This is a genomic window from Comamonas sp., from assembly GCF_036643215.1.
In the GTDB taxonomy this organism is placed as follows: domain Bacteria; phylum Pseudomonadota; class Gammaproteobacteria; order Burkholderiales; family Burkholderiaceae_C; genus Comamonas.
On record NZ_JAVXSJ010000015.1, the window covers coordinates 23,769 to 50,233 of the forward strand.

Here is a 26,465-nt window from a genome sequence, read left to right on the forward strand (position 1 = left end):
GTATGCAGCGCAGCAGGCAGCAGAATAGACCCAACGATCTGCAACGTCACGCACAAACATCCCTCCTTCACAAAGAAACACCATGTCCACTCCTCAAAAAATCGCAGTCATCGCCGGCGACGGCATCGGTAAGGAGGTCATGCCCGAGGGCCTGCGCGCCCTTGAAGCAGCGGCCCAAAAATTCAATCTGCCGCTGGAGTTTCACCACTTTGACTGGGCCCATTGCGACTACTACGCCGAGCACGGCAAGATGATGCCCGATGACTGGAAGCAGCAACTCTCGGGCATGGATGCCATCTTCTTCGGTGCTGTGGGCTGGCCTGCAACGGTGCCCGACCATATTTCGCTGTGGGGTTCGCTGCTCAAGTTTCGCCGCGAGTTTGACCAGTACATTAACCTGCGCCCGGTGCGCCTGTTTGAAGGCGTGCCCTGCCCGCTGGCCGGCCGAAAGCCTGGCGATATCGACTACTACGTGGTGCGCGAGAACACCGAGGGCGAATACACCTCGCTGGGCGGCATCATGTTCGAAGGCACAGACCGCGAGATCTGTATTCAGGAATCGGTTTACAGCAAAAAGGGCTCAGAGCGCCTGCTGAAGTACGCATTTGATCTGGCCCAGAGCCGCAGCAAAAAGCATGTGACGCTGGCTACCAAGAGCAACGGCATCGCCATCAGCATGCCGTGGTGGGACAAGCAGGCCGATGCCATGCACAAGAACTACCCAGAGATCACACTGGACAAGCAGCACATCGACATTCTGACCGCCCGCTTTGTACTGCAACCCTACCGCTTTGATGTGGTGGCCGCCACCAACCTGTTTGGCGACATCTTGAGCGACCTGGGCCCTGCCACCACCGGCACGATTGGGCTTGCGCCATCGGCCAATCTGAACCCTGAGCGAACCTTCCCCAGCCTGTTCGAGCCAGTGCACGGATCGGCCCCGGATATCTACGGCAAGAACATTGCCAACCCCATCGCCATGATCTGGTCAGCCGCGCTGATGCTGGATTTTTTGGGCCACAGCCAGGGCGAGTGGCGCGCTGCGCACGACAGCATGGTGCGCGCCATTGAGGATGTGATCAAAACCGGCCCCAAGACGCCTGACCTGGGCGGCACGGCCAACACCACGGAGGTAGGCAAGGCCATTGCCCAGGCCATCAGCCTTGCTTGATTGAGACCTGCTGATTCGCTATCAAAAGCAAAGCAGCCTGCGCTTGACAGACAAGCACAGGCTGCTTTTTTGATTCCGAAACGGGTTAACGCGTTTCAGCCGTATTCAAATCCTCGTGACGCGGGGGCTGAATGTGCTCGATATTGCCCAGCACCAGTGCTCGGCCTGCAAACGTGCCGCCGGCCACTTCCAGCGCAAAGCGCTCGGCATCGCGGCGGCGCACTTCTTCCATCAGGGAGTCGGCCTCTTCATCAGGCACATCCAGCACCTTCAGCGTCTGGCGGCCCATGACGATGGCGGACTCAAAGGTCTCGCGCACCACCACCTCAGCGTTGAGCTGCATCAGCTCCAGCGCGTGCTCACGGTCAAAGGCCCGCACAATCACGCGCACCTGTGGGCATTCCACACCCAGATGCTCGACGATGCGCGTCGTCGCCTCTTTGTCGTTAATACAGACCATGATGGCTTGCGCCTGATGCGCTCCAGCGGCGTGCAAGATATCGGCCCGCGCACCATCGCCGTAGTAAACCTTGAAGCCATAGGGCGCAGCTGTGCGGATGGTGTCAGGGTCGTTATCGATGATGGAAATCTGCACCCCCTTGGCCAGCAGACCCTGACTGGCAATCTGACCCATGCGGCCAAAGCCGATGATGAGCACATTGCCCAGCAAGTCTTGCGGGGCCTCCATGCCTTCTGCAGAGGCCCCCTCACCACGCGCCATACGCTGGTGAATGGCGATGACCAGCGGCGTCAGCGCCATGGACAGCACCACAATCGCCGTCATATTGGCGTTCACCTCGGGGCTGATGACATTCAGCTTCAGCGCTTCGGTAAACAGCACAAAGGCAAATTCACCGCCCTGCGCCATCAAGATGGCTCGATCAATCGCTTCCGCATTACTGCTTTTGGCCATGCGAGCCACGACATAAATGCACAGCGACTTGGCAATCATCATGGCCACCACGCCGCCCACAATCAGCGGCCAGTTACGGCCCACGACTTCCAGGTTCAGCGCCATGCCCACGCCGAGGAAGAACAGGCCCAGCAGCAGGCCACGGAAGGGCTCGATATCAGCTTCCAGCTGATGACGGAAGCTCGACTCGGACAACAACACCCCGGCCACAAAAGCCCCCATGGCCATGGACAAGCCGCCCCACTCCATCAGCAATGCAGCACCCAGCACCACCAGCAGGGCTGCAGCCGTCATCACCTCACGCGCCTTGGAGCGCGCCAGAATGCGGAACATGGGGTTCAGCAGCCAGCGCCCGGCAACCACCAGCGCCACCAGCGACAGCAGGGCAATACCCATGCGCTGCCACAACGGTGAGGCGGAAGCTGCCGAAGCCGCATCCGCCGGAGCCAGAAACGCCACGACCGCCAACAGCGGCACGATCAGCAGGTCTTCAAACAACAGAATCGACACAATGCGCTGGCCGCGTGGCGTGTGCAGATCACCGCGCTCTGCCAGCACCTGCATAACGATGGCCGTAGAAGTCAGCACAAAGCCCGCGCCGCTGACAAAGGCGATCTGCCACGGAAAGCCAAACGCAATGCCCACGCCCGTGAGCAGCAAGGCCGAGAGCACTACCTGCATGCTGCCCAGCCCGAAAATTTGCCCACGCAAGCCCCACAGGTGAGAAGGCTTCATCTCCAGCCCGATGACGAATAAGAACATCACCACACCTAGCTCGGCCACGTGGATGATGGTCTGCGCATCGGTCAGCAAACCCAGGCCAAAGGGGCCGATGGCCAGACCTGCGGCCAGATAGCCAAGCACTGCACCCAGTCCTAAACGCTTGAAAAGCGGCACGCCAATGACGGCGGCCCCCAGTAAAGTGACGATGCCTACCAACTGGCTTGCGCTGCCTTCTGCGGCCATATATTTTCCTTGTCTGTCATTGTTTTGAATGAATTTTTCAACCCACTTGGCCGTCATGTCTGACCACGACGCAAGCCTGCGCCAGCATACAAGTGCGCAGTCCCTGGCAACTAAAGCGACCTGCGCACCCCGCTGTAGGCGCGAATGCAGTACCGCCGATCAGGCCGCAACAAAAAAGCCCCGCATTGCAGGGCTTGTTTGGAAGGCTATTTTGCCCATCAGCGCTGTAGCCAGCGCCCGCCAAACTGGTTGACCATCATACCCAGCAGCACGCCCAGTGTTCCCAGCCACTGCAGGCCACTTGGCGACTCGCCCAGCAGCAGCATGGCTGACAGCAAGCCAATCACCGGTACCAGCAGCGACAGTGGTGCCACGGTGCTGGCGGCATAGCGCTGCAGCAGACGCGTCCACAGACCGTAACCCAGCAGAGTCGACAAGAACGCCAGATAGGCAATGACACCCAGTTCACGCCAGCCAATCGACTGAAGCTGGGCCACCACAGTCTCGCCGCCTTCCATCCACCAGGACAGCAGCAGCAGGGGAATCGTGGGGAACACGCTGGTCCAGACAATGAAGGATGCCGGCTCATACGAGCCTTGACGGGCTGCGACGCGCGTCAGCAGATTGGAGATCGCCCACATACCGGCAGCTCCAACCGTCAGAACAAAGCCCAGCAAAGTCATGTCTGTTGCGCCATCGCCGTGTGCCACGCCGATCAGCAGCAGTCCCGAAATGGCGATAAGCAGGCCGATCCACTGCCAGCGCTGTGGCTTTTCATACAAAAAGGCGGCGGCCAGCAGCATGGTGATGAACGCCTGAGTCTGCAGCACTACCGAGGCCATGCCCGCGGGCATGCCCAGCTTCATGCCGGTGAACAGCAAGCCGAACTGACCTACGCCCTGAACCAGCCCATAGCCCACCAGAATGCCCCAGGACAGATTGGCCGGTGGCTTCACAAACAGCAGCAGTGGCAAGGACGCTGCCGCAAAGCGCAGTGCGCATAGCAACAGCGGCGACAGGGTGGCCAGCCCCCATTTCATGACCACAAAATTCAGCCCCCAGATCACAATGACGATGATGGCGCTGAGCCAGTCAGCACGGCTCATGCCGGGGGCGGGTGAAGAAATGGAACTCATAAAACGGTCACAACGATGATTAACGGCAAGCGCTGGAGTATGAACGGGTTGCAACCTCAGCACAGACCGGCTTGTCGCCCAGGAAACTACTGCAGCTCATAAAGATTGCGCCGTGCGGGCATCAGTGCCAGCACCAGTTTGGCCCCGTACAGCATGATCAGCGTGCCCATCAAGTCCCCGATCAGCATGACCAGCAAGCGGTCAGGATGCAGGCCACGCCCCATCAGCCAGCCGCCGATCTGATGCATCACGGCATTGGACAATGCATAGAGCACGCTCAGAATCAGCAGCCGTGAAGCGGTTAGATTGTTCAGCGCATGGCCCAGCCCCATCCAGCGCCGGGCAATCCGGTACATGGCATAAGGTGCCAGCGCCGCCACAATGCCGCCAAAAAAAGAGCGCACGATGTCATCGGGAAAAAAGTAAAAAAAGCAGACCAGCCAGGAAGCAATCAGCAGCCCCACGCCGCCTGCGCCAGCAAAAAGCAAGGTACAGAGCAGGCGCACCCCGGCCGGCAGATAAATCCAGTTGGCGCCCCTCACAAACTCTAGTGAACTGAAGAGCCATTCATTTAAAGCCAGCATCACCACAAAGAACACGATCGTGACGATGACCATTACGCAGTGCTGACCGATATTTTTCATTCTTGTTGCAGTTCAATATTTCTCGCGAGGCAGTACTATCATCCATTCGCCTTTGGTCTAAGAGCCGATGACTTCCTGTCCGCTCCGTGCTTGTGATGAAAAACTCTTTGTCCGCTGATATCTATCTACGTTTTCTGCAACTGGCGGAGTCCATACGGGGACTGCCAGCCCTGCCCCTGCTGGACCCCCTGGAGGAGCGCCTTCTGGAGCAGATCGCCAATGCTGGCACACGCCAGCAGCGGCTGTGCGTGCGTGATCTGATGGCACAGCGCGAAATGGGGTCTCCTGCCACCATTCATTCCCGCCTCAAATCCATGCGCCAGAAGGGCTGGATCTTGCTGGCCGACACCGAAGATGCGCGCCGCAAGCAGATTGAACTCAGCCCGGATGCCCACAAGCACTTTGAAAAACTTTCCCAATGCATTGTGGAAGCTGCGGCTAAACGCTGAGCCTCCGCCACCTTCAAAAAAAGCCAGTCAGATTGATTTCTGACTGGCTTTTTTATTTCAGTGCGGCTTCGGTATCAGGCCTTGCGGCGGCGCAGAAGCCAGGCGATGAAAGCCAGCACGGCGATCACGCCAACACCCATCCCCACACGGGCCAGTGTCAGCAGGCTGCTACTACCACCAGCCGTGGCAGGGTCGCGCAGTTGAGCCACTTGCTGCTCCGTGACCTTGGCTGAGGGATTGCCGTAGCTGGTCAGCAGATAGTTGCCCAGCGCAGTGATCTGCTTGTCGCTCAGCTCTTCAGCAAAACCTGGCATGACGGTATCGGCACCGTGGCGCTCAATACCGTGCAGCAGGACCTGCACCAGGTTGTTGCTGTTGGCGTGGCCCAGTGAGGTGTTGTGAAACAAGCCGGGCAAGCCACCACCCTCTGTCCCCTGGCCCTGAGCCTGGTGACAGGCGGCGCAGTAGCCGTCATAGATTTGTGCGCCGGTCATGGCGTTGTAATCCTTGGGCAGATCCACGCCACGCAGGGTATCCAGCGCATCGGTCTGCTTGCCAAAGCTGTCGGCCGGCTGCTTGAGGCTGCCATCATCCACAGCCGGCACAGTCTTGATGTAGACAGCAATGGCTTTCAAATCATCCGGGCTCAAATGTTTGAGACTGTGATCCACCGCCTCAGCCATGGGACCGGCAGCGGGGCCTTTGCCGGGAACCGGCTTGCCGCTCATGTAAGCCACCAGCTCATCCTGCGTCCAGTCACCAATGCCGCTGACCGCGTGCGATGTGATGTTGGGCGCATACCAGCCACCGACCTCCCCTCCGCTCAGGCTTCGCTTGAGATCCTCGGCCATCAAAGACGTTCGCGGTGTATGGCAGGTCGTGCAGTGCGCCAGGCCTTGCGCCAGATAGGCGCCGCGATTCCATTCCGGTGTTTGCGAGGCATCGGCCTTGTAAGGCGTCGCATCGAGGAACATGGCATTCCAGACACCCAGCGAAGCGCGGATGTTGAACGGGAAAGGCAAGGCTGTCTGCTTGGCCGGAGCCTCATCCACGGGCTGCACGCCTTGCATGAAGTAGGCGTACATGGCGGCGATGTCCTCGTCCGTCGTCTTGGCATAGGCTGTATACGGCATGGCCGGATACAGATTTGCACCGTCTGCACGCTTGCCGTGGCGCAGCGCATCGGTGAACTGCTGCAGCGTGTAGTTGCCAATGCCGTGCGCCTTGGAAGGCGTGATGTTGGTCGAATAAATAGCCCCCAGCGGGCTTGCCAGTGACAGACCACCCGCCATGGACTTGCCGCCAGGCGCGGTGTGACAGGCCACACAGTCACCGGCCGTCGCGAGATAGCGGCCACGCTCCACATCCGAATTTTCTGCGGCGAAAGCAGGAGCCGCTGCCACAAGGACAGCTGCCAGCCAGAAGGATTTCATCAATGTCTTGTTCATGGTGTCGTCCTCCTTCAGACCTGTGGCTGCCATGCGGGCACCAGAGGCTTCCAGGTCGCTTGCGTGTTGCTGCGCGGCAGCATGGCCGGGCCGCCGCTCTCCGCAAGGATGTGAGCCGCCGTACGCATGGCCACTGCCAGCGCATTCACGGTCGAGTTGCAGGTGGACGAGGTGGGCAGCAGGCCGGTAGAGGCCATGTACAGGTTTTCGTGATCCCAGGCTCGGCCGAACTGGTCAACCACGCACTCCTTGGGGTCCTTGCCCATGCTCAAGGTGCCGCAGATATGCTGGTTGTTGGCATATACATGGTCCTTGGTGTAGCGCAGATTGGTAGCTCCCATCAGCTCGGCGATCTTGGCGAAGTCTTTCTGCGAACGCTGGTGGCCCTTGAAGGTGTATTCGTCGATCTGGTAGTGCGCACGGGGCTTGGGAATGCCCATGCTGTCCTTGTCATCGGACAAAGCGATGCGATTTTCCGGGTTGGGCAGCACCTCCAGAACGTTTTTCACGCTCATTTCGCGCGCTGAGATATGGCGCAGCTTTTCCTCAAACTCCTTGCCATACACGCCTTGCTTGAGCAGACTGCTGGTGGCACCGTCAACGCGGGAGATATTGGTAAAGTCCAGACGGTAAGGCGCATGCTCCGAGCGGAACGAGCCATCGCGCATGGCATTGATGGAGCTGGGACTTTGCGGGCCACGGCCCAGCCACACATCCTCGTCGGCATCAAAGGTCAGCGAAGTGCTGGGGTGGTCCATGAGATTGCGACCGACCTGATCGTGCTCATTGGCCAGGCCGTTCTTGAACTTGTCGCTCTTGGACAGCAGCAGCAGGCGCGGCGACTCGATGCCGTTGGATGCCAAGATGAAAGTCTTGCCGGTGACACGGTGCACCTTCTTGTCCACGTCGTAATAGTTGGCAGCCACGATGCGCCCCTTGTCGTCATGCTCAAGCTGGAACACATTGGCATGAATCTGCATCTTCACGCCTTCAGTAAGCGCCTGCTTCACAGCAATGCCGCCGTGGTATTGCGCATCAATGGGGCACACAGGCTGACAGTTGTTAGCACCGCAGCATGGCGGGCGACCATCAAAGCTGCGGCTATTGCGCGCCACGGTGTTGCTGACCACGTCGAACGTGCCTTTCAAGCGATCCGTCAGGCGCTGCATGGCATAAGGCACGGCGACTTCGCCCATGGGGAAAGGCTTGCTGCGGGGCGAGCCGGTCTCGGTCGAGCCGCCCACACCCATGATTTCTTCGACTTCCTGGTAGTAGGGCTCCAGATCGTCATAGTCAAGAGGCCAGTCTTTGCCCACGCCATAAAGGCTGTGGATGCGGAAGTCGTTGGGCACATTGCGCCATGCCTGAGCGGCCCAGTGCCAGCTGGTGCCGCCCACCTGGCGGATGTACTCGGCCTTGTAGGGCTCGGGGCCGGCCTGCTCGAAATAGTTGTTGTCTTCAGGGCGATAGATGGGGTGCGGAGCCGTGGGGATGGACGGATAAGGAGTCATCCAGTCGCCACGACGCGAGGCGTTGTGAAAACGTGCGACAAAAACGCCGCGATCCGATGGGCCGCCAGCTTCGAGCATGAGCACCGAAGCGCCTGAGTGAGCCAGCTTTGCGCCCATCATGGCGCCGACGATGCCGGCACCAATAATGACAAAGTCTGCAGATAGAGTGGAATCAGCCATGGTATTTCTCGTGGATTTTTATGATTGGGCTGTACTTCAGGCCTTGGACTGAGCAGTGATGAGCTGCAGCTTGAAGGTGGTCGGGTTGCTGCTCCAACTGCCGTATGCGCCATAGACATAGGAAGGTGGGCGCAGCCTGTCAGCCACCACATCGGCATTGAGCGCGTGCTCGTAGGCCACAACACGTGTGGCGGTGCCGCTGCCAGCAATGCCCTGGTACCAGAGCTGCATCACATTCATGGGGACATCGGCCAGATCCGGCTGCTCGGCCTTGAGGCGCTCATTCAGATGGGCAAGAGCCACCTGGCTGGAGCCAATCCACTTCCACAGAGTTTCAAGCTTGCCGTTGAACTTGCCGTCCAACTCGTTCTGAGCGGCAAGCAGCCTTGCACCTTGCGCCTGGGGCAAATCGCTGCGCTCCGTCAGATAGCGGGACAGCGCCATGAAGCTGTCGGTACCCGTTGCCGGAGCATCAGCAGCCCAGCTGCCGGGGATGAGTTGCGCCATGCCGGCCGCCAGCGCGCCACCGAGCAGGTGACGGCGACTCAGGCCGAACGTCGGGAATTGAGATGTTGAGGTCATGATAGGAATTGGTCAGTGTTTCAGTGCACAACATCACCTATTGAGGTGACAAAGACCGCCCCAATCAATAGGACATCGTCATCAGTTGTCAGCTGCCCAAAGCCGCTTACAGGACAGCGATTGACTACAAGCTGCTCAGGAACAAAGCTTGCTGCGGCTGCGGCAGCGGCCGGACAGCACTCTGTTTCTGAGAGTTATTTGGAGAGGGATGGCAGCACTTGAGCTGCATTGCGCGAAAAGGCTGATGTTTGCACTTGCTCTCACTGTACGTCTTGTAGAAGAGTGCACCAATGCACCCAGCCACAATGCTTTATTACGGCATCCGTAATAATTCAAGGCCATGTGACCATTCGAAAATGAGGGTTTGTGCTTGATCGCTTACACACCATGACGGTGTTTCTGGCCGTCGTCGATGAAGGCGGTTTCACGGCTGCTGCGCGCCGTCTGTCCATGACTGTGCCCCATGTCACGCGTCACGTGACGGCACTCGAAAAGCAGCTGGACACCCGGCTGCTGCAGCGCACCACACGCAGCGTCAGCCTGACGCCTGCGGGCGAGCGCTATGCCGCCCGGGTGCGCGAAATTCTCGAAGCCGTGGACAGCGCCACAACCGAAGTACAAAGCAACACCAGCGCCCTGTCCGGCGTGCTGCGCATTGTCTCCACCCCATCGCTGACCGATGCCCTGATCTCGCCGCTGGCCGCCGACTTTCGCGTGCAATACCCGGGCATTGCACTCGATGTGCATGTCGACCCCAGCCTCACACCCGATATGAACCGCTACGACCTAGGGTTCATGCAAGTGTTCGAAAACTTCAATGCCAGCATCGTGGCCCGCAAGCTCTCGACATCCGAAGCCATACTCTGCGCAGCACCGTCATACATCCGGCGGCACGGCACACCACAAACCCCGCAGGAGCTGACTCGTCATATGTGCGTGCTGCGCCGCCGCGAAGGCCAGCAGCGTGACAGCTTCTCGCTGTGGCATAGCAAGCAGCCCACCAGCGAGCCACCGGTACACGACATCGAAGTGGCCGCCGCCATCACGATCAGCCAGACAGCCGGTCTTTTGCAGATGGTGCTTGATGGTGCCGGAATCGCCGAGTTCACTCTGGATTCGGCCCGCCCGTTTCTCAATGAAGGCCTGCTGCAGCCTGTGCTGCCCGGCTGGATCACGGGCCGCCTGCATGTGCTGATGGCCCTGCCCAGCCACAAGCACATACCGCTGCGCACCAAGGCTTTCATGGACTTCATGGCGCGAGCCCATCAGGCCGGCAAGATTGATCGCTGCTGAATGGACAACTTAAAACCATAGCAGCTAGCGTTTGTTAAGCATTGATTCCCACATCAAAAGATGTCGGATTCTTTTATCAACAAGCGAAGCCAGCTATCAAAAAATCCTTTGCCTCATAGCACTGCGCAATAAAAAAGGCGAAGTGCCATCGCACTCCGCCTTTAGCTGCATCAGCCGCAAAGATCAGGCCATCAGCTGCCCGCCACCTTCATGCGATTGATGAGGATGGAGCCCACCGTCTTGGCACCGTAGTTATAGGCATCGGCGCCAATGGCTTCGATGCCCTTGAACATGTCCTTCATGTTGCCCGCAATGGTGATTTCATCCACGGGGAAGGCGATTTCGCCGTTCTCCACCCAGAAGCCGCTTGCGCCGCGCGAGTAGTCACCGGTCACATAGTTCACGCCCTGGCCCATCAGCTCAACCACGAACAGGCCGGTGCCCAGCTTTTTCAGCATGGCATCCAGATCGTCGCCCGCCTTGGTGCGGCGCGAAGTCATGACCAGATTGTGCGAGCCACCGGAGTTGCCCGTGGTCTTCATACCCAGCTTGCGCGCCGAGTAGCTGGAGAGGAAATAGCCTTCCACGCGGCCAGCATCCACCACCTTGCGGGCCTGCACGCGCACGCCTTCTTCGTCGAAGGGCGAGCTGCCCTTGCCGCCCAGAATGAAGGGGTCTTCTTCAATGTCGATGTGCTTGGGGAAGACGGGCTTGCCCATCGAATCCAGCAGGAACGTGCTCTTGCGGTACAGCGCACCGCCGCTGATAGCCTGCACAAAACCACCCAGCAAGCCAGCAGCCAGAGGCGATTCAAACAACACAGGGCATTCGGTGGTCGGAATCTTGCGGCTGCCCAGACGGCTCAACGTGCGCTCTGCGGCGTAGCGGCCCACGGCTTCTGGCGATGCCAGGTCGGCCGCATTGCGCATGGAGCTGTACCAGTAGTCGCGCTGCATCTCGCCGTTCTTGCCGGGCAGCTTGGCAATGGGGGCCACCGACAGGCTGTGGCGCGAACTGGCATAGCCACCGCGAAAACCGTTGGTGTGGGCCGTGAAGAAATGGCTTTGCTGGGCCGATACACCGGCACCTTCGCTGTTGCTCACGCGGCGGTGAGTCTTGAAGGCAGCCTCTTCGCAGCGCAGGGCCATTTCGGCAGCGGCTTCGCTGCTGATGTCCCAGGGGTGGAACAATTCCAGATCGCGGTGCGTGCCGGGCAGCGCAATATCAGCGCTGTCAGGCAGGCTGGCAAACGGGTCTTCGGCGGTGAAGCGTGCGATGTCGTAAGCGGCCTGCACGGTCTGCTGAATAGCAGCTTCAGAGAAGTCCGAAGTACTGGCATTGCCACGGCGCTGGCCCAGGTACACGGTCACGCCCAGCGACTTGTCGCGGTTGCGCTCCACCGTCTCCAGCGCGCCCTTGCGGACGCTAACCGAGAGGCCGCAGCCCTCGGAAGCCTCGGCTCCGGCGTCCGTCGCACCCAGCTTTTTGGCGTGCTTCAGAGCCTGGTCCACCAGGCCTTCAAAAAAGGATTGGCTGAAGCTAAAACCGGCTTGCGGTTCAGATTGGGCCTTTGCACTAGAAGTGCTTGTAATGCTGGAGCGAGGTTTTTTCATAGCGGCGGATATGATAGCCGCCACTGCAGCGCCCTCTGTGCTGCCACAGATATTGCCCCCTTACCATGTCACGCAAACCTACAAAAGGCTATTTTGTTCGCGGTAAGTTCGTTGCCGAAGGCAGCGAGCTGGACGTTGAACTGAAAGCCGAACTCAAAGGCACCTACGACTCCACCAAGACGGACCTGAAGCGCGAAATGGATGCGCTGCAGGACCTCGGCAAGGAGTTGATGACGCTGCGCAGCGACCTGTTCAAGCGCCTGCAAATCTCCGATCAGCTGATCGATGCTCTGGCCGAGGCCAAGCGCATCACCAATTTTGAAGGCAAGCGCCGCCAGCTCCAGTACGTGGGCAAGCTCATGCGCAAGCTCACGGATGAACAGCTCAACGCCGTCAAGCAGGCTATGGATGAGCAGCGCAACGGCTCGCCCAGAGAGAAGATGTCCGTCCAGGTCTCCGAGCAATGGCGCGACCGCCTGGTCGTGGAAGACGGCGCACTGGCCATCTGGCTGGAGCACTTCCCCGAGACCGATGTGCAGCAGCTGCGCTCGCTGATTCGCCAATCCCGCAAGGACATCGAAAAGGCCAAGGAGCAAGCCGCTGCCGCACAGGCCGCCAGCCCCGATGCCGAGCCCAAGGAAGTCAGCAAGGGCCGCGCCTACCGCGACCTGTTCCAGCTGGTGCGTGAGCAACTGGCCAAAGCGGGCAAATCCAGCGCCGCTGCAGCTGACGGCAGCGATGAGTGAGCAAGCTCTGCACGATGCCGTGAAAATCGGCATCGTCTCCATCAGCGACCGCGCTAGCAGCGGCGTTTATGAAGACAAGGGCCTGCCCGCGCTGCAGGACTGGATGAGCCGCGCGCTGCAAAACCCCGTCACGTTTGAGGCACGCCTGATTCCCGACGAACAGGCAGGTATCAGCGCCGCGCTGATCGAACTGGTGGACGCAGGCTGCTCGCTGGTGCTGACCACAGGCGGCACCGGCCCCGCGCTGCGCGATGTGACGCCAGAGGCAACTCTGGCCGTAGCCGACAAGGAAATGCCCGGCTTTGGCGAGCAAATGCGCCAGATCAGCCTGACCTTTGTGCCAACAGCCATCCTCTCGCGCCAGGTGGCGGTGATTCGCGACAACAGCCTGATCATCAACCTGCCCGGCCAGCCCAAGGCGATTGCCGAGACGCTGGAAGGCCTAAAGGACGCGGACGGCCAACAAAAGGTCAACGGCATTTTTGCCGCCGTGCCTTACTGCATCGACCTGATTGGCGGGCCATATCTTGAAACCCATGATGAGGTCTGCAAGGCATTTCGCCCCAAAAGCGCCATTCGTGCGCCACGCAGTTAATAAACCGCTTACGCAACAAAAAAAGCAGCCTGATGGCTGCTTTTTTTATGGCTGGTGACTCCGTAATTTGTCCTGAATATCAACAGCAATTCTTCAACGCAGGTCAATAAAGCGCTTGGCTGATATCCAGGCTCTCGCGGGGGAAAGTGTTCTGCCAGACCGTGCTTTTGCTGAAGCGCTGGAGAATAAAGTCGCCATTAAAGTCCTGAGTCAGAGGTGCATTTTGATAAGCGGCTGTGAGCTGCGCCACTTCAGTGCGGTATTTCTCAACGCCCGCCCATTTCTCCGCCGCAGAGCGGCGCATCATGGTCGTGATCTTCTCTGCAGGGTTCACAGCCTTGCAGGCAAAAGGCACAAGAATGCTCACCACGCCCTCTCTGACACCTTCAGTCTGAGGTTTGGCCTCGCCGGTTTTACAGACCGTGCGCTTTTGCGCATCGCGTACGCTCTGCAGCAAGGCCACGGTGTCGGGCAACAAGGCTTTCTGCTCTTCTACAGTCAGCTTCATGTTCGCCAGAAATTTGGGGGCGAGATGATCAGCGTAAATGCGATCTGTCTCCTGCATTTGCTCGATGTCGATGAAATCACCGCTATTACCTGCTTCAGCACGCGCGGGCCTTTGATATTCATTCAAGGCCTTCATGGCGGCCGCATCCGTATGCACTAGCGTCTTGATAAACAAATCCGTGACTTGCTGCGGATTCAGGGTGGCCTTCGCCGGCTCTTGCGCATGCACACCCGCCGCAAAAAACAAACAAGCCATGGCGATGGGCAGAATTTTTTGGATTTTCATGAGTCTTTTGAATGCTTCTGATGATGGACCTTGAGGGCTGGGGCAGTCTAGCAAGAGCACCCCATCACTCGGGCCATCGAAAAATGGGCTTGCGACAAGGCTTGCATGGGTCGCGCTGAGTGCCGGCACTTGGGATTTCCCGCAAGTGCTTGCCCCGATGTAAGGGCCGTGAGCCAGTCCTAACATGCTCAATGCAATGCAGCAGTTAGCACCGCAACTATCTTAAAACCAACTTGGGGTCCCACTGCTGCAGCAGCCAAGCCGCACCTGAGCGCCCGCCACGCGACTTGATTTTGCTTGTCATTGACATTCACAGGAGACTTCATGCACCGCTCGTCAACGCCTGCCGCCCTTCAATCTCCGGCCATCCAGGCCAGCCGCACCACTCTTTTGGGCCTGGCCCTGGCTGCGGCTTTTGCCTCAACCGCCATGGCGCAGGACAAAGTCAAGATCGGCTTCATCACCGACATGTCCAGCCTCTACGCCGACGTGGAAGGCAAGAACGGCGGCGTAGCTATCCAGATGGCGATTGACGACTTTGGCGGCAAGGTGCTGGGCAAGCCCATTGAGCTGCTGACGGCAGACCACCAGAACAAGGCCGACATCGCTGCCAGCAAGGCGCGCGAATGGATTGATACGCAAGGCATCAGCCTGGTGTTTGGCGGCACCAACTCTGCCACGGCTCTCGCCATGGCCAAAGTAGCTCAAGAGAAAAAACGCGTCTTCATCGACAACGGCGCAGGCAGCTCGGCTCTGACCAATGAGCAATGCAGCCCCTACACCGTGCACTACGCCTTTGACACCGTGGCCCTGGCCAAAGGCACAGGCGGTGCCGTCGTGGATGGTGGCGGCAAGAACTGGTTTTTTGTGACGGCTGACTATGCCTTCGGCCACGCGCTGGAAGCCGACACCAGCAAGATCATCGAAGCGCGCGGCGGCAAGGTGCTGGGCTCGGTCAAGACGCCGCTCAACGCCAGCGATTTCTCCAGCTTCATGCTGCAGGCACAGAACAGCAAGGCGCAGATTCTGGGTCTGGCCAATGCGGGCGGAGACACCATCAACTCGATCAAGGCCGCCAAGGAATTTGGCGTGACCAAGAACATGAAGCTGGCCGGTCTGCTGGTCTTCTTCTCCGACATCCACAGTCTGGGCCTGAAAAACACCGAAGGCATGCAGTTCACCGCGCCCTGGTACTGGGACATGAACGACGGCTCGCGCAAATTTGCCGATGCCTTCATGGCCAAGACCCAGCGCCGCCCCAGCGAGATCCAGGCCGCCGATTACTCGGCCACCATGAACTACCTGAAAGCCGTGGAAAAAGCCGGCACACTGGATGCCGACAAGGTCATGGCCACCTTGAAGAGCACCAAGATCGACGACTTCTTCGGTCAGGGCTATATCCGCGAAGATGGCCGCTATGTGCACGATATGTACCTGATGCAGGTGAAGTCGCCCGCTGAATCCAAGGGCACCTGGGATTACTACAAGATCGTCAAGAAGCTGCCCGCTGAGCAGATCTGGACCACCAAGGCGGAAAGCAAGTGCCAGTACTGGCGCTAAGCCAGTAAGTCACCAACGCTTCGCTCAAAAAGGCTTTGCTCCACACAGGCAAGGCCTTTTTTAATGGCTTTTGATATTTCCTCGCCTTCAGCCGAATCTCTGACTTGCAGGTGAATGAATCCGCCCGTTGCTGGTTTATGGTTGCAGTAACTTGCACTCATCCACCGTGCAGAGCGACATTGATCTGGGCACCATATGAACATCACCATCCGCAACGAAAACAGCGACGACATAGACGCCATCACAGCCTTAACCGCTGCGGCATTCGAGCATGAAGAGCATTCAAGCCATACCGAGCAATTCATCGTCAATGCATTGCGCCGCAGCAAGCAGCTCACCGTCTCCCTCGTCGCGGTCGAGAACGATGAAATTGTTGGCCATGTAGCCATCTCTCCGGTCCGCATTTCCTCGGGGGCCACGGGCTGGTATGGGCTGGGCCCCATCTCCGTCAGGCCGGATCGCCAGAAAAAAGGCATAGGCTCAGCCTTGATGAACGCCGCGCTGGCCGAGCTCAAACGACTGGGCGGCGCTGGCTGCGTACTCCTTGGTGACCCTGGCTACTACCACCGCTTTGGCTTCAAGGTTCAGCCGGGGCTTACTCTTGAAGGTGTGCCGCCAGAGTACTTTCAGGCGCTGTCGCTGGACGGAAGCATTCCCGTGGGCAGCGTGCAATATCAGGCAGCCTTTGATGCCACCGAATAGGCTACGCCGCCTTTTTCTGAGAGCCTGAGCTCTGCGCTTGTGAATTTCTCACTGCTGAGCTTGACCGCAAGTCAGGCCGTAGTTGTTGAGTCCCCCCTGAAAACCAACCTGTTCCTCACCATGAAGCTTGGCTACACCATCGTCTACGTTCCCAACGTAGCAGCATCCCTGCAATTCTTCGCCTCGGCGTTTGGCTTTGCCGTGAAGTTCCTGCATGAATCCGGCACCTATGGCGAACTCAGCACCGGCGAGACAACACTGGCCTTTGCCGCGCATGAACTGGGCGAAGGCAACTTCCCCGGCGGCCATATCGCGGCATCCGAATCCGCCAAGCCCTTGGGAATGGAAATTGGCCTGGTGACCGATAACGTGGAGGCCGCACATGCGCAGGCTATCAACGCTGGTGCGACGGAGCTTGCCAAGCCGATTACCAAGCCCTGGGGTCAGGTCGTGTCCTATGTTCGAAGCCCTGATGGCACCTTGATTGAACTCTGCACGCCAATTGGCATTTAACTGGCAGCTAAGCAGACAGCCAAGCCATCCGGCAAATCGACTCGGCCATGTAAGGCTTAATAAAAAGCGCCGGCTGAACCTGCGCTTTCCATTTGATAGCTGCTAGGGAACCTCTGCATAAGTCACCCACGCATGTGCTTGCACATGCGTTTCAGGTTCGGCAGCATCCCGGCCTATGCTGCAAGCTAATCTCGGCCTGAACCTCTCCACCAAGAAGACCCGCAAGCGCGAATTCTTTGAACAGATGCAGCAGGTTGTGCCTTGGAGGGATTTGGTGGCACTGATTGCGCCCTGCGCTCCAGAAGGGCGTAAAGGTCGACCACCGTTTCCTGTTGAAATGGACGTTGTTGCATAAACAGCCGCTTGCCAGCAGGTAGGCTTGCGAGATGAGTGAGTTGCATCGTTCCAAGTCCCGCTACCGAACCACGAACTTGAAGAGCTACAACGGTGCGCTCAAAGCTCGCGGCTCACTGACTGTCTGGCTCGACAAGGACATGCAGTAGTTTGCCGCTGCTAGCGGCAAACGCGGGCGCAGCCTGAAGTTCTCCGATGCTGCCATCCAGTTTTGCCTGACCATTAAAAATTTGTTCGCTCTGGCGCTGCGTCAGGCAATGGGTTTTGTTGAATCCCTTTTGAATTTGTCAGGGCTGGATTGACCATTACCCAACTTCAGCACCGTCTGCCGTCGCCAGCGCAGCCTGCAAGTCCATGTGCCGTATCGATCCAGCCAGGCAGGGCTGCATTTGCTCGTGGACTCCACAGGTATCGAAGGTGAGTGGAAATGCAAGAAACACGGCCCTGTGCGCCATCGCCAGTGGCGCAAGCTGCATATCGGTATTGACGCTCAAACACTGCAGATACGTGCGATTTGCGTAACGAGCAACGAGGGGTAACCGATGCAACTGTCATAGCAGATCTACTGGAGCAAGTCCCTCGCAACGAAGCCGTACTCAGTCTGACTGGTGACGGCGCCTATGACACCCAGTCGGTCTATGAAGCGACCATCCCAAGAGGTGCCATTCCCATCATCCCCCAAGAAAGAACGCACGAATACGCAAAGGCGATGCCTTTGTGTACCGCAATGCGGCTATCGCCGCATGCCGGCGTTTGGGCCGAAGAATATGGAAAGTGTGGAGTGGTTGTCACCGGCGCAGTCTGGTTGAAACCAAGATGAACTGCATCAAACGGCTGGGCGAACGGGTCATGTCCAGAACCTTCGAGCGCCAGGTCAACGAGTTGCACATCCGTGCAGCCATCCGTAATCGATTCACCAAACTAGGCTGTCCTCAGACGGTCGCCATGGCATAGCTGTGTCAGGGGCCAGGGGCGGCTCAGCTTCAAATTGATTTGTACAACAGCGCCGCTCAGAACTGCTTTATGCAGAGATTCTCTAAAAAAATATCGTTACACCAAAAATTGGAAATCACACAAATGAATATTCAATTAAATAACAAAACTCAAAACAACTTAATTAAATTATCTAGAAATAACTTTCATCATCGTCTCTTCAGACTATTTACAGCAGATTTTCAAAAATCATCAACCCCATTTTATTAATAAATGAAAAATCAATTAATTTCAATCACTTAAACAAATCACAACCAAAGAAATAAATCCATTAAAATAATTAATCCAAAAAAATTAAGTGATACACCTTAGTCAAAGAAGACTAACAAAATTAATTTCAACTGCTAAAAAATAAAGGCTGCTATCAATGGCGCGCATCATCAATTAGAAATTGCATATAAAAGTATCAAAGGAAGGCTCTGTGATTCAACGCTTCTTTCAAACAGCCGCACTCACACTGGGAATGACCCTGTCCGCGCACGCAACGGGAACGGCGACCGATGGCGCCAAGCCAGACGCGCAAGCGGTCAAAAAATTCGAACTGCGCAAAGAGCTGATGCAGCAATACCCCAATGTGCTCAAGACGCTGACCTCCAATGCCAACGCAGGCTTTGGCGGAGAGCAATCCATTGCCATTGCCAACCACATGTACAGCCGCACCAATGCAGAAGCCATTGCCGATGCGCGCGCCAAGATGACGGTCGAGCCTCATGGCAAGAGCACCTGGCTGCTGCGCATGCCTTACGTCAACATCGCCGTATTCGAGACCCGTGAAGGCCTGGTACTGGTCGATGCCGGCTATGCCCCAGCAGGCCCCGCGCTGCTGGAGACACTGCGCAAGCTCAGCAACAAGCCGGTCAACGCCATCATCATCACCCACCACCATGCAGATCACGGCTTTGGCGCCTGGTCGCTGCTGGAAGCCGGTGAGAAGCCGCGCATCATCACGACCCAGGAATACCTGGCCGAGATGGACCTGGACACGCGCACAGCGAACTACTCCATCGTGCAGCTGAACAGTCAGGACCCGCGCGATGTGCCGCGCAAGCTGACAGATGCCATTCTTCCCACCGAGACCTTCACCGGCCAGAAGACGCTGAAGATTGGTGACGACGAATTCGTACTCACCCACGCGCGCGGCGAATCTGCAGACCAGCTCTGGGTCAATGTGGCGACACGCAAGATTGTGGTCAGCGCCGACTACTGGCAGCCGTTCTTGCTCAACGCCGGTAATGGCAAGCGCCGCCAGCGCTACGTTGCTGAATGGGCTCAGGCTCTGCGTGATATGGCCGCCACAAGGCCTGACTTGCTTTTGCCCATGCATGGCCCGGCACTGACCAATGCTGCAGAAGTACAGGACAAGCTGCTGGCATCGGCCAATATGCTCAGCTCCGCTGTGGATCAGGTAATTACTGGCCTCAACGCCGACAAGCGCCCTGACGAAATCGTCGCCACAGTGCAGTTGCCAGAGAGCCTGCGCGGCCGCAAAGACATGGCTGAGACCTATGTGCGCTTCAAGAACGTCGCCAGCATGGTGCTCAAAGAGTACGGCGGCTGGTGGAATGGCATCCCTTCGGAATGGGACCCCGCATCTCGCGCGACTTTCAGCAAACAGATGGTGGCCATGAGCGGCGGCGTGCAAAAGGTCAACGATCAGATCAAGCTACTGAGCAAAAGCGACCCAGCTCTGGCCTGCCAGCTTGCCGATATCGCCTACTTTGCCGAGCCCACCAACCAAGATGTGCTGCAAACGGCTTTGGATGCCTATGCCTTGCGCGTACAGCCGGGCATGCCGACTCAGGAGCTGACGGTGTATATCCAGCACATGCTCACCCTCAAAAGCCAGCTCAAAACCGTCATGCAGTGATCTCTGGCGCAGTCAACGCCCCTCACTGGAGCTAGTGCAAGAACTAGGGCACTAATTAACGCCGCATAGAAAAAGGGCAAGCCAAACAGCTTGCCCTTTGTTTTTAATAGCAGGTAGCGCTTGATACACAAGCGCTACAACACTATTTCACCTCCAATCAACGCGCCGTCGTATCGCTCGATGCGCTGATGATGGGAATGTAGAAATCACCGCCCGACTTATTGAACTCCCCTGCCTTGGCTTGCATGCCAGCGGCAATGGCCTGATCTTCAGCCAGTCCCTTGGCAGCGGCGAATTCACGCACTTCCTGCGTGATCTTCATGGAGCAGAACTTGGGGCCGCACATGGAGCAGAAGTGCGCCACCTTGGCACTGTCCTTGGGCAAGGTTTCATCGTGATAGGCCTGCGCGGTGTCAGGGTCCAGACCCAGGTTGAACTGGTCTTGCCAGCGGAAGTCAAAGCGCGCTTGCGAGAGTGCATCGTCGCGTGAGCGGGCACCGGGGTGGCCCTTGGCCACGTCAGCGGCGTGCGCAGCAATCTTGTACGCAATGATGCCTTGCTTGACGTCATCGCGGTCGGGCAGGCCCAGGTGTTCCTTGGGCGTCACGTAGCACAGCATGGCCGTGCCCATCCAGCCGATCATGGCCGCACCAATAGCGCTGGCGATATGGTCGTAGCCGGGGGCGATGTCAATGGTCAGCGGGCCAAGCGTGTAGAACGGCGCTTCGTGGCAATGCTTCAATTGCTCGGTCATGTTCGCCTGAATCATGTGCATGGGCACATGGCCGGGGCCTTCGATCATGGTCTGCACATCGTGCTTCCAGGCGACTTGCGTCAGCTCACCCAGCGTGGCCAGCTCGGCAAACTGGGCTTCGTCGTTGGCGTCCGATGCGCAGCCGGGGCGCAGGCCATCGCCCAGCGAGAAGCTCACGTCGTACTGCTTCATGATGTCGCAGATGTCTTCGAAGTGCTCGTACAGGAAGCTCTCGCGGTGGTGGGCCATGCACCACTTGGCCATGATGGAGCCGCCGCGCGAAACAATGCCGGTACGGCGCTGGGCCGTGAGGTGGATGTACGCCAGACGCACGCCCGCGTGGATGGTGAAGTAGTCCACGCCCTGCTCGGCCTGTTCCACCAGCGTGTCGCGGAAGATAGGCCAGGTCAGGTCTTCGGCAATGCCGCCGACTTTTTCCAGCGCCTGGTAGATGGGCACGGTGCCGATGGGCACAGGGCTGTTGCGCACAATCCAGTCACGCGTGGTGTGGATGTTCTTGCCAGTAGACAGATCCATCACGTTGTCCGCGCCCCAGCGAATGGCCCAGACCAGTTTTTCAACTTCTTCTTCGATGCTCGACGTGACGGCGGAGTTGCCGATGTTGGCGTTGATCTTGACCTTGAAATTGCGGCCAATGGCCATGGGCTCAATTTCGGGATGGTTGATATTGGCGGGAATGATGGCGCGGCCACGAGCGATCTCGTCGCGCACAAATTCGGGAGTGATGATCTTGGGGATGGCAGCGCCCATGCTGTTGCCAGCCAAACGCAATTCACGCGCGGCGTCTTGCTGGTACTGCTCCATCCATTCACGGCGGCCGTTTTCGCGCAAGGCCACGTATTCCATCTCGGGCGTGATGATGCCGCGCTTGGCGTAGTGCATCTGGGTCACGTTCTGGCCGCTCTTGGCGCGGCGTGGCTGGCGTTGCAATGCAGCGGCTTCGGCACGCAGCTGGTCTACACGCAGGTCTTCTTCACCGCGCTTGCCGCCGTCGTCCAGCGCCACGCGCTGACGGCCCACGTAATACTCGCTGTCGCCACGTGACTCAATCCACGCACCGCGCAGGCTTGGCAGGCCCTGACGCACATCGATCTGCACAGCGGGGTCGGTGTAGGGGCCGGAGGTGTCATACACGCTGACCTGCTCGCCATTGGTGAGCGCAATATCACGCACCGGCACACGCAGATCGGGATGGACCACGCCGTTCAGATAGCTCTTGGTGGATGCCGGAAACGGCTGGCGCGACTGGGCCAGCAGCTCGGCAAAACGGGTGGCATCAGGGGCGTTGCCAGCAGCTGGCGTAAAGATGGAATCAGGGGCGTTCATCGCAGTCTCCGTAAAGCGTGTGAAGTTGTCTCAACGCTCCGTGGAGTGCGGCCCTGTGCTGATCTTTCCCTGCACTGGCGCTGCACCGTGTGAGGGTGTCTGGCCTGTGCGGCTGAAATGCATGGATTTCAGCCTTGTCCTCTGCGCGCCGGGTGCCTTTAAAAAGACAAAACCCCAGTACGCGAGAAGCGCCTGGGGTTTGCTGTGCCAGAGTATTTGCGGCTTGTGGCGTAGTGGCGCCTTGGCTTTCAATTCTCTGGCCCTGCGTCAGGGTCCCGCTCTTCTTCCGCCGGTATGAACCGGATCAAGTTCGTCGGGTTGGCCTAGATTGAGCTGTCTTTCAACAGATCAATCTCTGGTCTCTCAGCGCTTTCGCACACCCCGGAGCAGCATTCAGTATAGGCCTGATTCGCATCAAAAGGCGAAAGATGGCGGCGGTTTAACTGTGCTGACCGACAAGCGCCTAATCCAGTCCCTGCAGCGCAAGCCACTCACCGCTGGTCGCCCGGCTCGATCGCCACTGATTGATGGGCGCGCTCGTATCTTCGTAGCCCAGCGCAATGCCAAAGGCGATCTGGTAGCCGCCCGGCAGCGCCAGTTGCTCCATCAGCATGTCGTTGTACATGCGCCAGAAGCCCTGTGCGCAGCTAGCCAGCCCCTTCTCTGCCGCCAGCAGCATGAAGGATTGCAGGTAAATGCCCAGATCCACCCACTGCGCATAGCCCATGCGCTCTTCCACCGCAATAAAGATACCCACCGGGGCACCAAACATCTCGCCATTTTTAGCCAGTTGTGCAAGGCGCGCGCCCTTGTCTTCGCGGCCGATGTTCAGGGCCTGATACAGCTCTTCGCCATTTTCAAAACGGCGGCTGCGGTAGGGCTCCCACAGGCCGGGCGGGTAAGACAGACCGGGGCGCTGCACGGGCTCAGTCACTTTGGCCCTGGCGCTCAAGTCCTTGAGAGCCTGGCCACCCACTGCCGTCACGCGCCAGGGCTGCATATTGCCGCCGGAAGGGGCCTGAGATGCGGTTTCCAGCAGGGTTCGCACCACTTCACCGGGGACGGTCTGGGGCGTGAAAGCACGCACGGAGCGGCGTTGCTGCAGGGCTTGTTCGATGTTCATGGGTCTTTCCTGATTTGCTGCACTGCAGTGTAAAAGCTGTTGCACTTTCCGCAAGTCACCACGGATACGTATCAGCCCCAACAGCCCCGTGCTTGCCCTGATGGCGCAGCGCGCGGCGGCTGCGACCATGCGTTCTGCCCGTCGCCATGCATGGGCGCTTACTACCTCAGGAGATGACTTTGATGAAGCCTTGCTCTGTTTCCGCTGCCACCATTTTTTCGCCACGCGCCTTGACGCTGGCACTGGGCTGCCTGCTGGCCGCCGCAAGCGCTCAGGCGCAGGACAAGATTCGCATAGGCTTCATCACCGACATGTCCGGCCTCTACTCCGATGTAGACGGCAAGGGCGGCGCAATGGCCGTGCAGATGGCGGTGGACGACTTTGGCGGCAAGCTGCTGGGCAAGCCCATTGAAGTGCTGACGGCCGACCACCAGAACAAGGCCGATATTGCCGCCAGCAAAGCCCGCGAGTGGTTTGATACGCAGGGCCTGAACATGCTGATTGGCGGCACAACCTCCAGTACCGGGCTGGCCATGGGCAAGGTGGCCGATGAGAAAAAGAAAGTCTACATCGTCAACGGCGCAGGCACGTCGGCCCTGACCAATGAGCAATGCAGCCCCTACTTTGTGCACTACGCCTATGACACCGTGGCGCTGGCCAAGGGCACGGGCAAGGCCGTGGTGGAACTGGGCGGCAAGAACTGGTTCTTTTTGTCTGCAGACTACGCCTTTGGCCAGGCGCTGGAGGCCGATACCACCCGCATCATCAACGCCTCAGGCGGCAAGGTGCTGGGCAGCGTCAAGCACCCGCTGAACACGGCCGATTTCTCCTCCTTCCTGCTGCAGGCCCAGAACTCCAAGGCCCAGATTCTGGGTCTGGCCAATGCCGGCGGCGACACCATCAACGCCATCAAGTCAGCACGTGAATTTGGCCTGACCAAGACCATGAAGCTGGCCGGCCTGCTGCTGTTCAGCTCCGACGTTCACAGCCTGGGCCTGAAGGCCACCGAAGGACTGATGTTTACCGACAGCTGGCACTGGGACCTGAACCCCGAAAGCCGCAAATTCTCGGATCGCTTCCTCGCCAAGTTCAAGAAAATGCCCACCTCGCTGCAGGCGGCCAACTACTCGGCCGCCATGCAATACCTGAAGCTGGCCGAAAAGCTGGGCACCACGGATGCCGACAAGATCATGGCCGGTTTCAAGGCTACACCGCTGTCAGACTTCTATGCCAAGGGCGTGATCCGCCCCGATGGCCGCTATGCCCACGATATGCACCTGCTGCAGGTCAAGAGCCCGGCAGAGTCCAAAAAGGCCTGGGATTACTTCAAGGTGCTCAAGACCCTGCCCGGCGATCAAGTCTTCACCACCAAGGAAGAAAGCAAGTGCGCGCTGTGGAAGTAAGCGGCTGACGCAAAAAAAGAAGCCGGGCCACTGCAAAGCGGTCCGGCTTTTTTGATTCAATTACTATCAAAACAAGAGCTGCTTGCGCTTGATGGGCAAGCGCTAGATAAGGATTAAAGCCTTATTTACCCAAAATCTGGTCGATCTTTTCTTTCTGGAAGGCCTCGGGGCGCTCGGACTCGCAGGGCATGCAATCCTTGACCTGACCTTGAATCGACAGCTTTTCAATCGCGGCCCACAGCAGCGCGATCTGCTTTTCATGGCTTGATGCGCCTTCAGACAGGGATCGCATGACCTGCGCCACAGGGTCCACTTCCGTCGTCACACCATAGGCGCTGAAGCCGCTCTTGCCGCAGTCTTCATCAATCACACCCGCTGGCTGCGCAACCACCTTGGGGGCGGCCTCGTGCTCCGTCACATCGGCGCTCTGCCCGCTCTTGCTGGCAATGATGCGTGCAGGAATGCCCACGGCCGTTGCGCCCGCAGGCACGGGCTTGATGACCACGGCGTTGCTGCCGATCTTGGCACCATCGCCCACCTCAAAGCCGCCCAGAACCTTGGCACCGGCACTGACCACCACGTTCTTGCCCAGCGTGGGGTGGCGCTTGGCGCCCTTGTACAGCGATGTACCGCCCAGCGTTACGCCGTGATAGATGGTGCAGCCGTCGCCCACCACAGCCGTTTCGCCAATCACAACGCCCATGCCGTGGTCGATGAAGACCTCTTTGCCGATGACAGCGCCGGGGTGAATTTCAATGCCAGTGAACCAGCGGCCCATGTGCGAGATGAAGCGGCCCAGCCATTTGAAGCCATGCGTCCAGCACCAGTGCGCCGGGCGTTGCAGCCAGATGGCATGCAGTCCGGGGTAACAGGTGATGACTTCCCAGGTACTGCGAGCCGCAGGGTCGCGGTCGAGAATGCACTGGATGTCGGAGCGCAGGCGATCAAGCATCAAATATCGAGAAATGTTTAGCAGGTCATCGAGTCTAGCGGGTTGGCGGCTCGCACTTCAGCATGGCTTTGGCAACACCGCGAAGAATATGGATTTCTTCCTGCGTCAGCTGCGCGCGGTTGAAAAGCTGGTTAAGCCGGGGCATGAGCTTTTTGGGCGCTGCCGGGTCCAGAAAGCCGACATGGGCCAGCGCCTGCTCAAGGTGGCTCAGCATGCCCTGCACCTGAGCCATGTCGGCACGGTTGACCTCGGGCGTGTGCTCTTCAGCCGGGAAGCCGCCCAGCGCCGCGCGCCAGTCATAGGCAACGACCTGAATGGCCGATGCCAGATTGAGCGAGCCAAACTGCGGATTGGACGGAATGGTCAGCGCCACATCGCAGCGGTACACATCGTCGTTGCTCATGCCAAAGCGCTCGCAGCCAAACAAAAAGGCCACACCCTTCTGGTTGCAGGCAGCGCCGGGGGTGACTGCGTTATCCGTCAAATCACCATCTACCGCTGGTGCAGAGCGCACATCCAGCTCACCTTTCAGTAGCAGCTCAAAATGCTCGCGCGGCGTACGGGTGGGCGGGCCAAAGTCGCGCGGCGTCATGGCCGTGGCGCACATATGGCTGATGCCGTCCAGCGCTTCTTCCAGCGTGTCGACAATGCGGGCCTTGTCCAGCACATCCAGTGCGCCGCTGGCACGCTGAATGGTTTCTTCCTTGCGCAGCACATTCTTGTAGCGCGGACGCACCAACACCAGGTCGTCAAAGCCCATGGTCTTGAGCGCGCGGGCAGCAGCGCCCACATTGCCAGCGTGGCTGGTTTCAATCAGTACGAATCGGGTTTTCATCACAGCAAAAGGCCCCACTTGT

General features: G+C 58.6%; 22 protein-coding genes and 2 pseudogenes. 12 read left to right on the forward strand and 12 right to left on the reverse strand.

What is annotated here, in order from left to right:
* The first annotated feature begins 82 nt into the window (after positions 1-82).
* Positions 83-1,171 (forward strand): tartrate dehydrogenase, encoded by a 1,089-nt coding sequence (locus RSF91_RS11885; RefSeq protein WP_332568618.1) that lies wholly within the window; start codon positions 83-85, stop codon positions 1,169-1,171.
* Positions 1,172-1,256: 85 nt separating this feature from the next.
* Here RSF91_RS11885 and RSF91_RS11890 read toward each other — a convergent pair whose 3' ends face one another.
* From RSF91_RS11890 to RSF91_RS11900, 3 genes are all read right to left on the reverse strand, one after another.
* A complete protein-coding gene (locus RSF91_RS11890) occupies positions 1,257-3,050 on the reverse strand; it encodes a monovalent cation:proton antiporter-2 (CPA2) family protein (RefSeq protein WP_332568619.1) in 1,794 nt (597 codons plus the stop codon).
* A gap of 218 nt (positions 3,051-3,268) precedes the next feature.
* Positions 3,269-4,156: an EamA family transporter gene (locus tag RSF91_RS11895; protein WP_442878847.1), complete on the reverse strand. Its 888-nt coding sequence runs from the start codon at positions 4,154-4,156 to the stop codon at positions 3,269-3,271.
* Between the two features lie 116 nt (positions 4,157-4,272).
* Positions 4,273-4,830, reverse strand: a complete 558-nt coding sequence (locus tag RSF91_RS11900; protein ID WP_332568621.1) for a hypothetical protein — start codon at positions 4,828-4,830, stop codon at positions 4,273-4,275.
* A 95-nt stretch (positions 4,831-4,925) separates the two neighbouring features.
* On the opposite strand from RSF91_RS11900, the gene RSF91_RS11905 reads away from it, so the two are divergent.
* On the forward strand, positions 4,926-5,279 hold the full coding sequence (locus RSF91_RS11905; protein WP_332568622.1) for a winged helix-turn-helix domain-containing protein: 354 nt from the start codon (positions 4,926-4,928) through the stop codon (positions 5,277-5,279).
* A gap of 74 nt (positions 5,280-5,353) precedes the next feature.
* Here RSF91_RS11905 and RSF91_RS11910 read toward each other — a convergent pair whose 3' ends face one another.
* The 3 genes from RSF91_RS11910 to RSF91_RS11920 are packed head-to-tail and all read right to left on the reverse strand — an operon-like array spanning position 5,354 to position 9,000.
* Complete coding sequence (locus RSF91_RS11910) at positions 5,354-6,727, reverse strand: cytochrome c (RefSeq protein WP_332568623.1); 1,374 nt, start codon at positions 6,725-6,727, stop codon at positions 5,354-5,356.
* A gap of 14 nt (positions 6,728-6,741) precedes the next feature.
* Positions 6,742-8,418, reverse strand: a complete 1,677-nt coding sequence (locus tag RSF91_RS11915; RefSeq protein WP_332568624.1) for a GMC family oxidoreductase — start codon at positions 8,416-8,418, stop codon at positions 6,742-6,744.
* A 36-nt stretch (positions 8,419-8,454) separates the two neighbouring features.
* Positions 8,455-9,000, reverse strand: a complete 546-nt coding sequence (locus tag RSF91_RS11920) for a sugar dehydrogenase complex small subunit (protein WP_332568625.1) — start codon at positions 8,998-9,000, stop codon at positions 8,455-8,457.
* Positions 9,001-9,366: 366 nt separating this feature from the next.
* Here RSF91_RS11920 and RSF91_RS11925 point away from each other — a divergent pair, with 366 nt between their 5' ends.
* Positions 9,367-10,293, forward strand: a complete 927-nt coding sequence (locus RSF91_RS11925; protein ID WP_332568626.1) for a LysR family transcriptional regulator — start codon at positions 9,367-9,369, stop codon at positions 10,291-10,293.
* 191 nt (positions 10,294-10,484) lie between these two features.
* Here the strand turns inward: RSF91_RS11925 and pmbA are convergent, their stop codons facing one another.
* Positions 10,485-11,906, reverse strand: coding sequence for a metalloprotease PmbA (pmbA, locus tag RSF91_RS11930; RefSeq protein WP_332568627.1), 1,422 nt, complete (start codon positions 11,904-11,906; stop codon positions 10,485-10,487).
* A gap of 65 nt (positions 11,907-11,971) precedes the next feature.
* Between pmbA and yjgA the strand changes: the two genes are divergently transcribed.
* Together yjgA and mog are read left to right on the forward strand one after the other, a co-directional pair.
* The gene (gene yjgA, locus RSF91_RS11935; RefSeq protein WP_332568628.1) at positions 11,972-12,652 is read left to right on the forward strand and encodes a ribosome biogenesis factor YjgA; all 681 of its coding nucleotides are present in this window, start codon (positions 11,972-11,974) and stop codon (positions 12,650-12,652) included.
* A complete protein-coding gene (gene mog, locus RSF91_RS11940; protein ID WP_332568629.1) occupies positions 12,645-13,247 on the forward strand; it encodes a molybdopterin adenylyltransferase in 603 nt (200 codons plus the stop codon). Before yjgA ends, mog begins: the two co-directional genes overlap by 8 nt.
* Before the next feature lie 103 nt (positions 13,248-13,350).
* Here the strand turns inward: mog and RSF91_RS11945 are convergent, their stop codons facing one another.
* Positions 13,351-14,226, reverse strand: coding sequence for a hypothetical protein (locus RSF91_RS11945; RefSeq protein ID WP_332568630.1), 876 nt, complete (start codon positions 14,224-14,226; stop codon positions 13,351-13,353).
* A gap of 243 nt (positions 14,227-14,469) precedes the next feature.
* Here RSF91_RS11945 and RSF91_RS11950 point away from each other — a divergent pair, with 243 nt between their 5' ends.
* The 6 genes and pseudogenes from RSF91_RS11950 to RSF91_RS11975 all read left to right on the forward strand — a co-directional run bounded on the left by RSF91_RS11950 (position 14,470) and on the right by RSF91_RS11975 (position 20,029).
* Positions 14,470-15,600 carry an ABC transporter substrate-binding protein gene (locus RSF91_RS11950; RefSeq protein WP_332568679.1) on the forward strand — a complete coding sequence of 377 codons (1,131 nt, stop codon included), beginning with the start codon at positions 14,470-14,472 and terminating at the stop codon, positions 15,598-15,600.
* Positions 15,601-15,795: 195 nt separating this feature from the next.
* Positions 15,796-16,302, forward strand: a complete 507-nt coding sequence (locus tag RSF91_RS11955; RefSeq protein WP_332568631.1) for a GNAT family N-acetyltransferase — start codon at positions 15,796-15,798, stop codon at positions 16,300-16,302.
* A gap of 120 nt (positions 16,303-16,422) precedes the next feature.
* The gene (locus tag RSF91_RS11960; protein ID WP_332568680.1) at positions 16,423-16,815 is read left to right on the forward strand and encodes a VOC family protein; all 393 of its coding nucleotides are present in this window, start codon (positions 16,423-16,425) and stop codon (positions 16,813-16,815) included.
* A gap of 175 nt (positions 16,816-16,990) precedes the next feature.
* Positions 16,991-17,152: pseudogene (locus RSF91_RS11965) on the forward strand (IS5 family transposase); the annotation flags it as partial.
* 49 nt (positions 17,153-17,201) lie between these two features.
* Positions 17,202-18,123: pseudogene (locus RSF91_RS11970) on the forward strand (IS5 family transposase).
* Between the two features lie 502 nt (positions 18,124-18,625).
* Complete coding sequence (locus tag RSF91_RS11975; protein WP_332568632.1) at positions 18,626-20,029, forward strand: MBL fold metallo-hydrolase; 1,404 nt, start codon at positions 18,626-18,628, stop codon at positions 20,027-20,029.
* Positions 20,030-20,186: 157 nt separating this feature from the next.
* Here RSF91_RS11975 and thiC read toward each other — a convergent pair whose 3' ends face one another.
* Both thiC and RSF91_RS11985 read right to left on the reverse strand, forming a co-directional pair.
* Entirely contained in the window at positions 20,187-22,130 is a 1,944-nt protein-coding gene (gene thiC, locus RSF91_RS11980; protein WP_099736146.1) for a phosphomethylpyrimidine synthase ThiC, read from the reverse strand.
* Positions 22,131-22,593: 463 nt separating this feature from the next.
* Complete coding sequence (locus tag RSF91_RS11985; RefSeq protein WP_332568633.1) at positions 22,594-23,253, reverse strand: nitroreductase; 660 nt, start codon at positions 23,251-23,253, stop codon at positions 22,594-22,596.
* 182 nt (positions 23,254-23,435) lie between these two features.
* Here RSF91_RS11985 and RSF91_RS11990 point away from each other — a divergent pair, with 182 nt between their 5' ends.
* Positions 23,436-24,656 carry an ABC transporter substrate-binding protein gene (locus RSF91_RS11990; protein WP_332568634.1) on the forward strand — a complete coding sequence of 407 codons (1,221 nt, stop codon included), beginning with the start codon at positions 23,436-23,438 and terminating at the stop codon, positions 24,654-24,656.
* 121 nt (positions 24,657-24,777) lie between these two features.
* Here RSF91_RS11990 and cysE read toward each other — a convergent pair whose 3' ends face one another.
* The gene (gene cysE / locus RSF91_RS11995; RefSeq protein ID WP_332568635.1) at positions 24,778-25,608 is read right to left on the reverse strand and encodes a serine O-acetyltransferase; all 831 of its coding nucleotides are present in this window, start codon (positions 25,606-25,608) and stop codon (positions 24,778-24,780) included.
* 34 nt (positions 25,609-25,642) lie between these two features.
* A complete protein-coding gene (locus RSF91_RS12000; RefSeq protein ID WP_332568636.1) occupies positions 25,643-26,443 on the reverse strand; it encodes an RNA methyltransferase in 801 nt (266 codons plus the stop codon).
* Positions 26,444-26,465 lie beyond the last annotated feature (22 nt).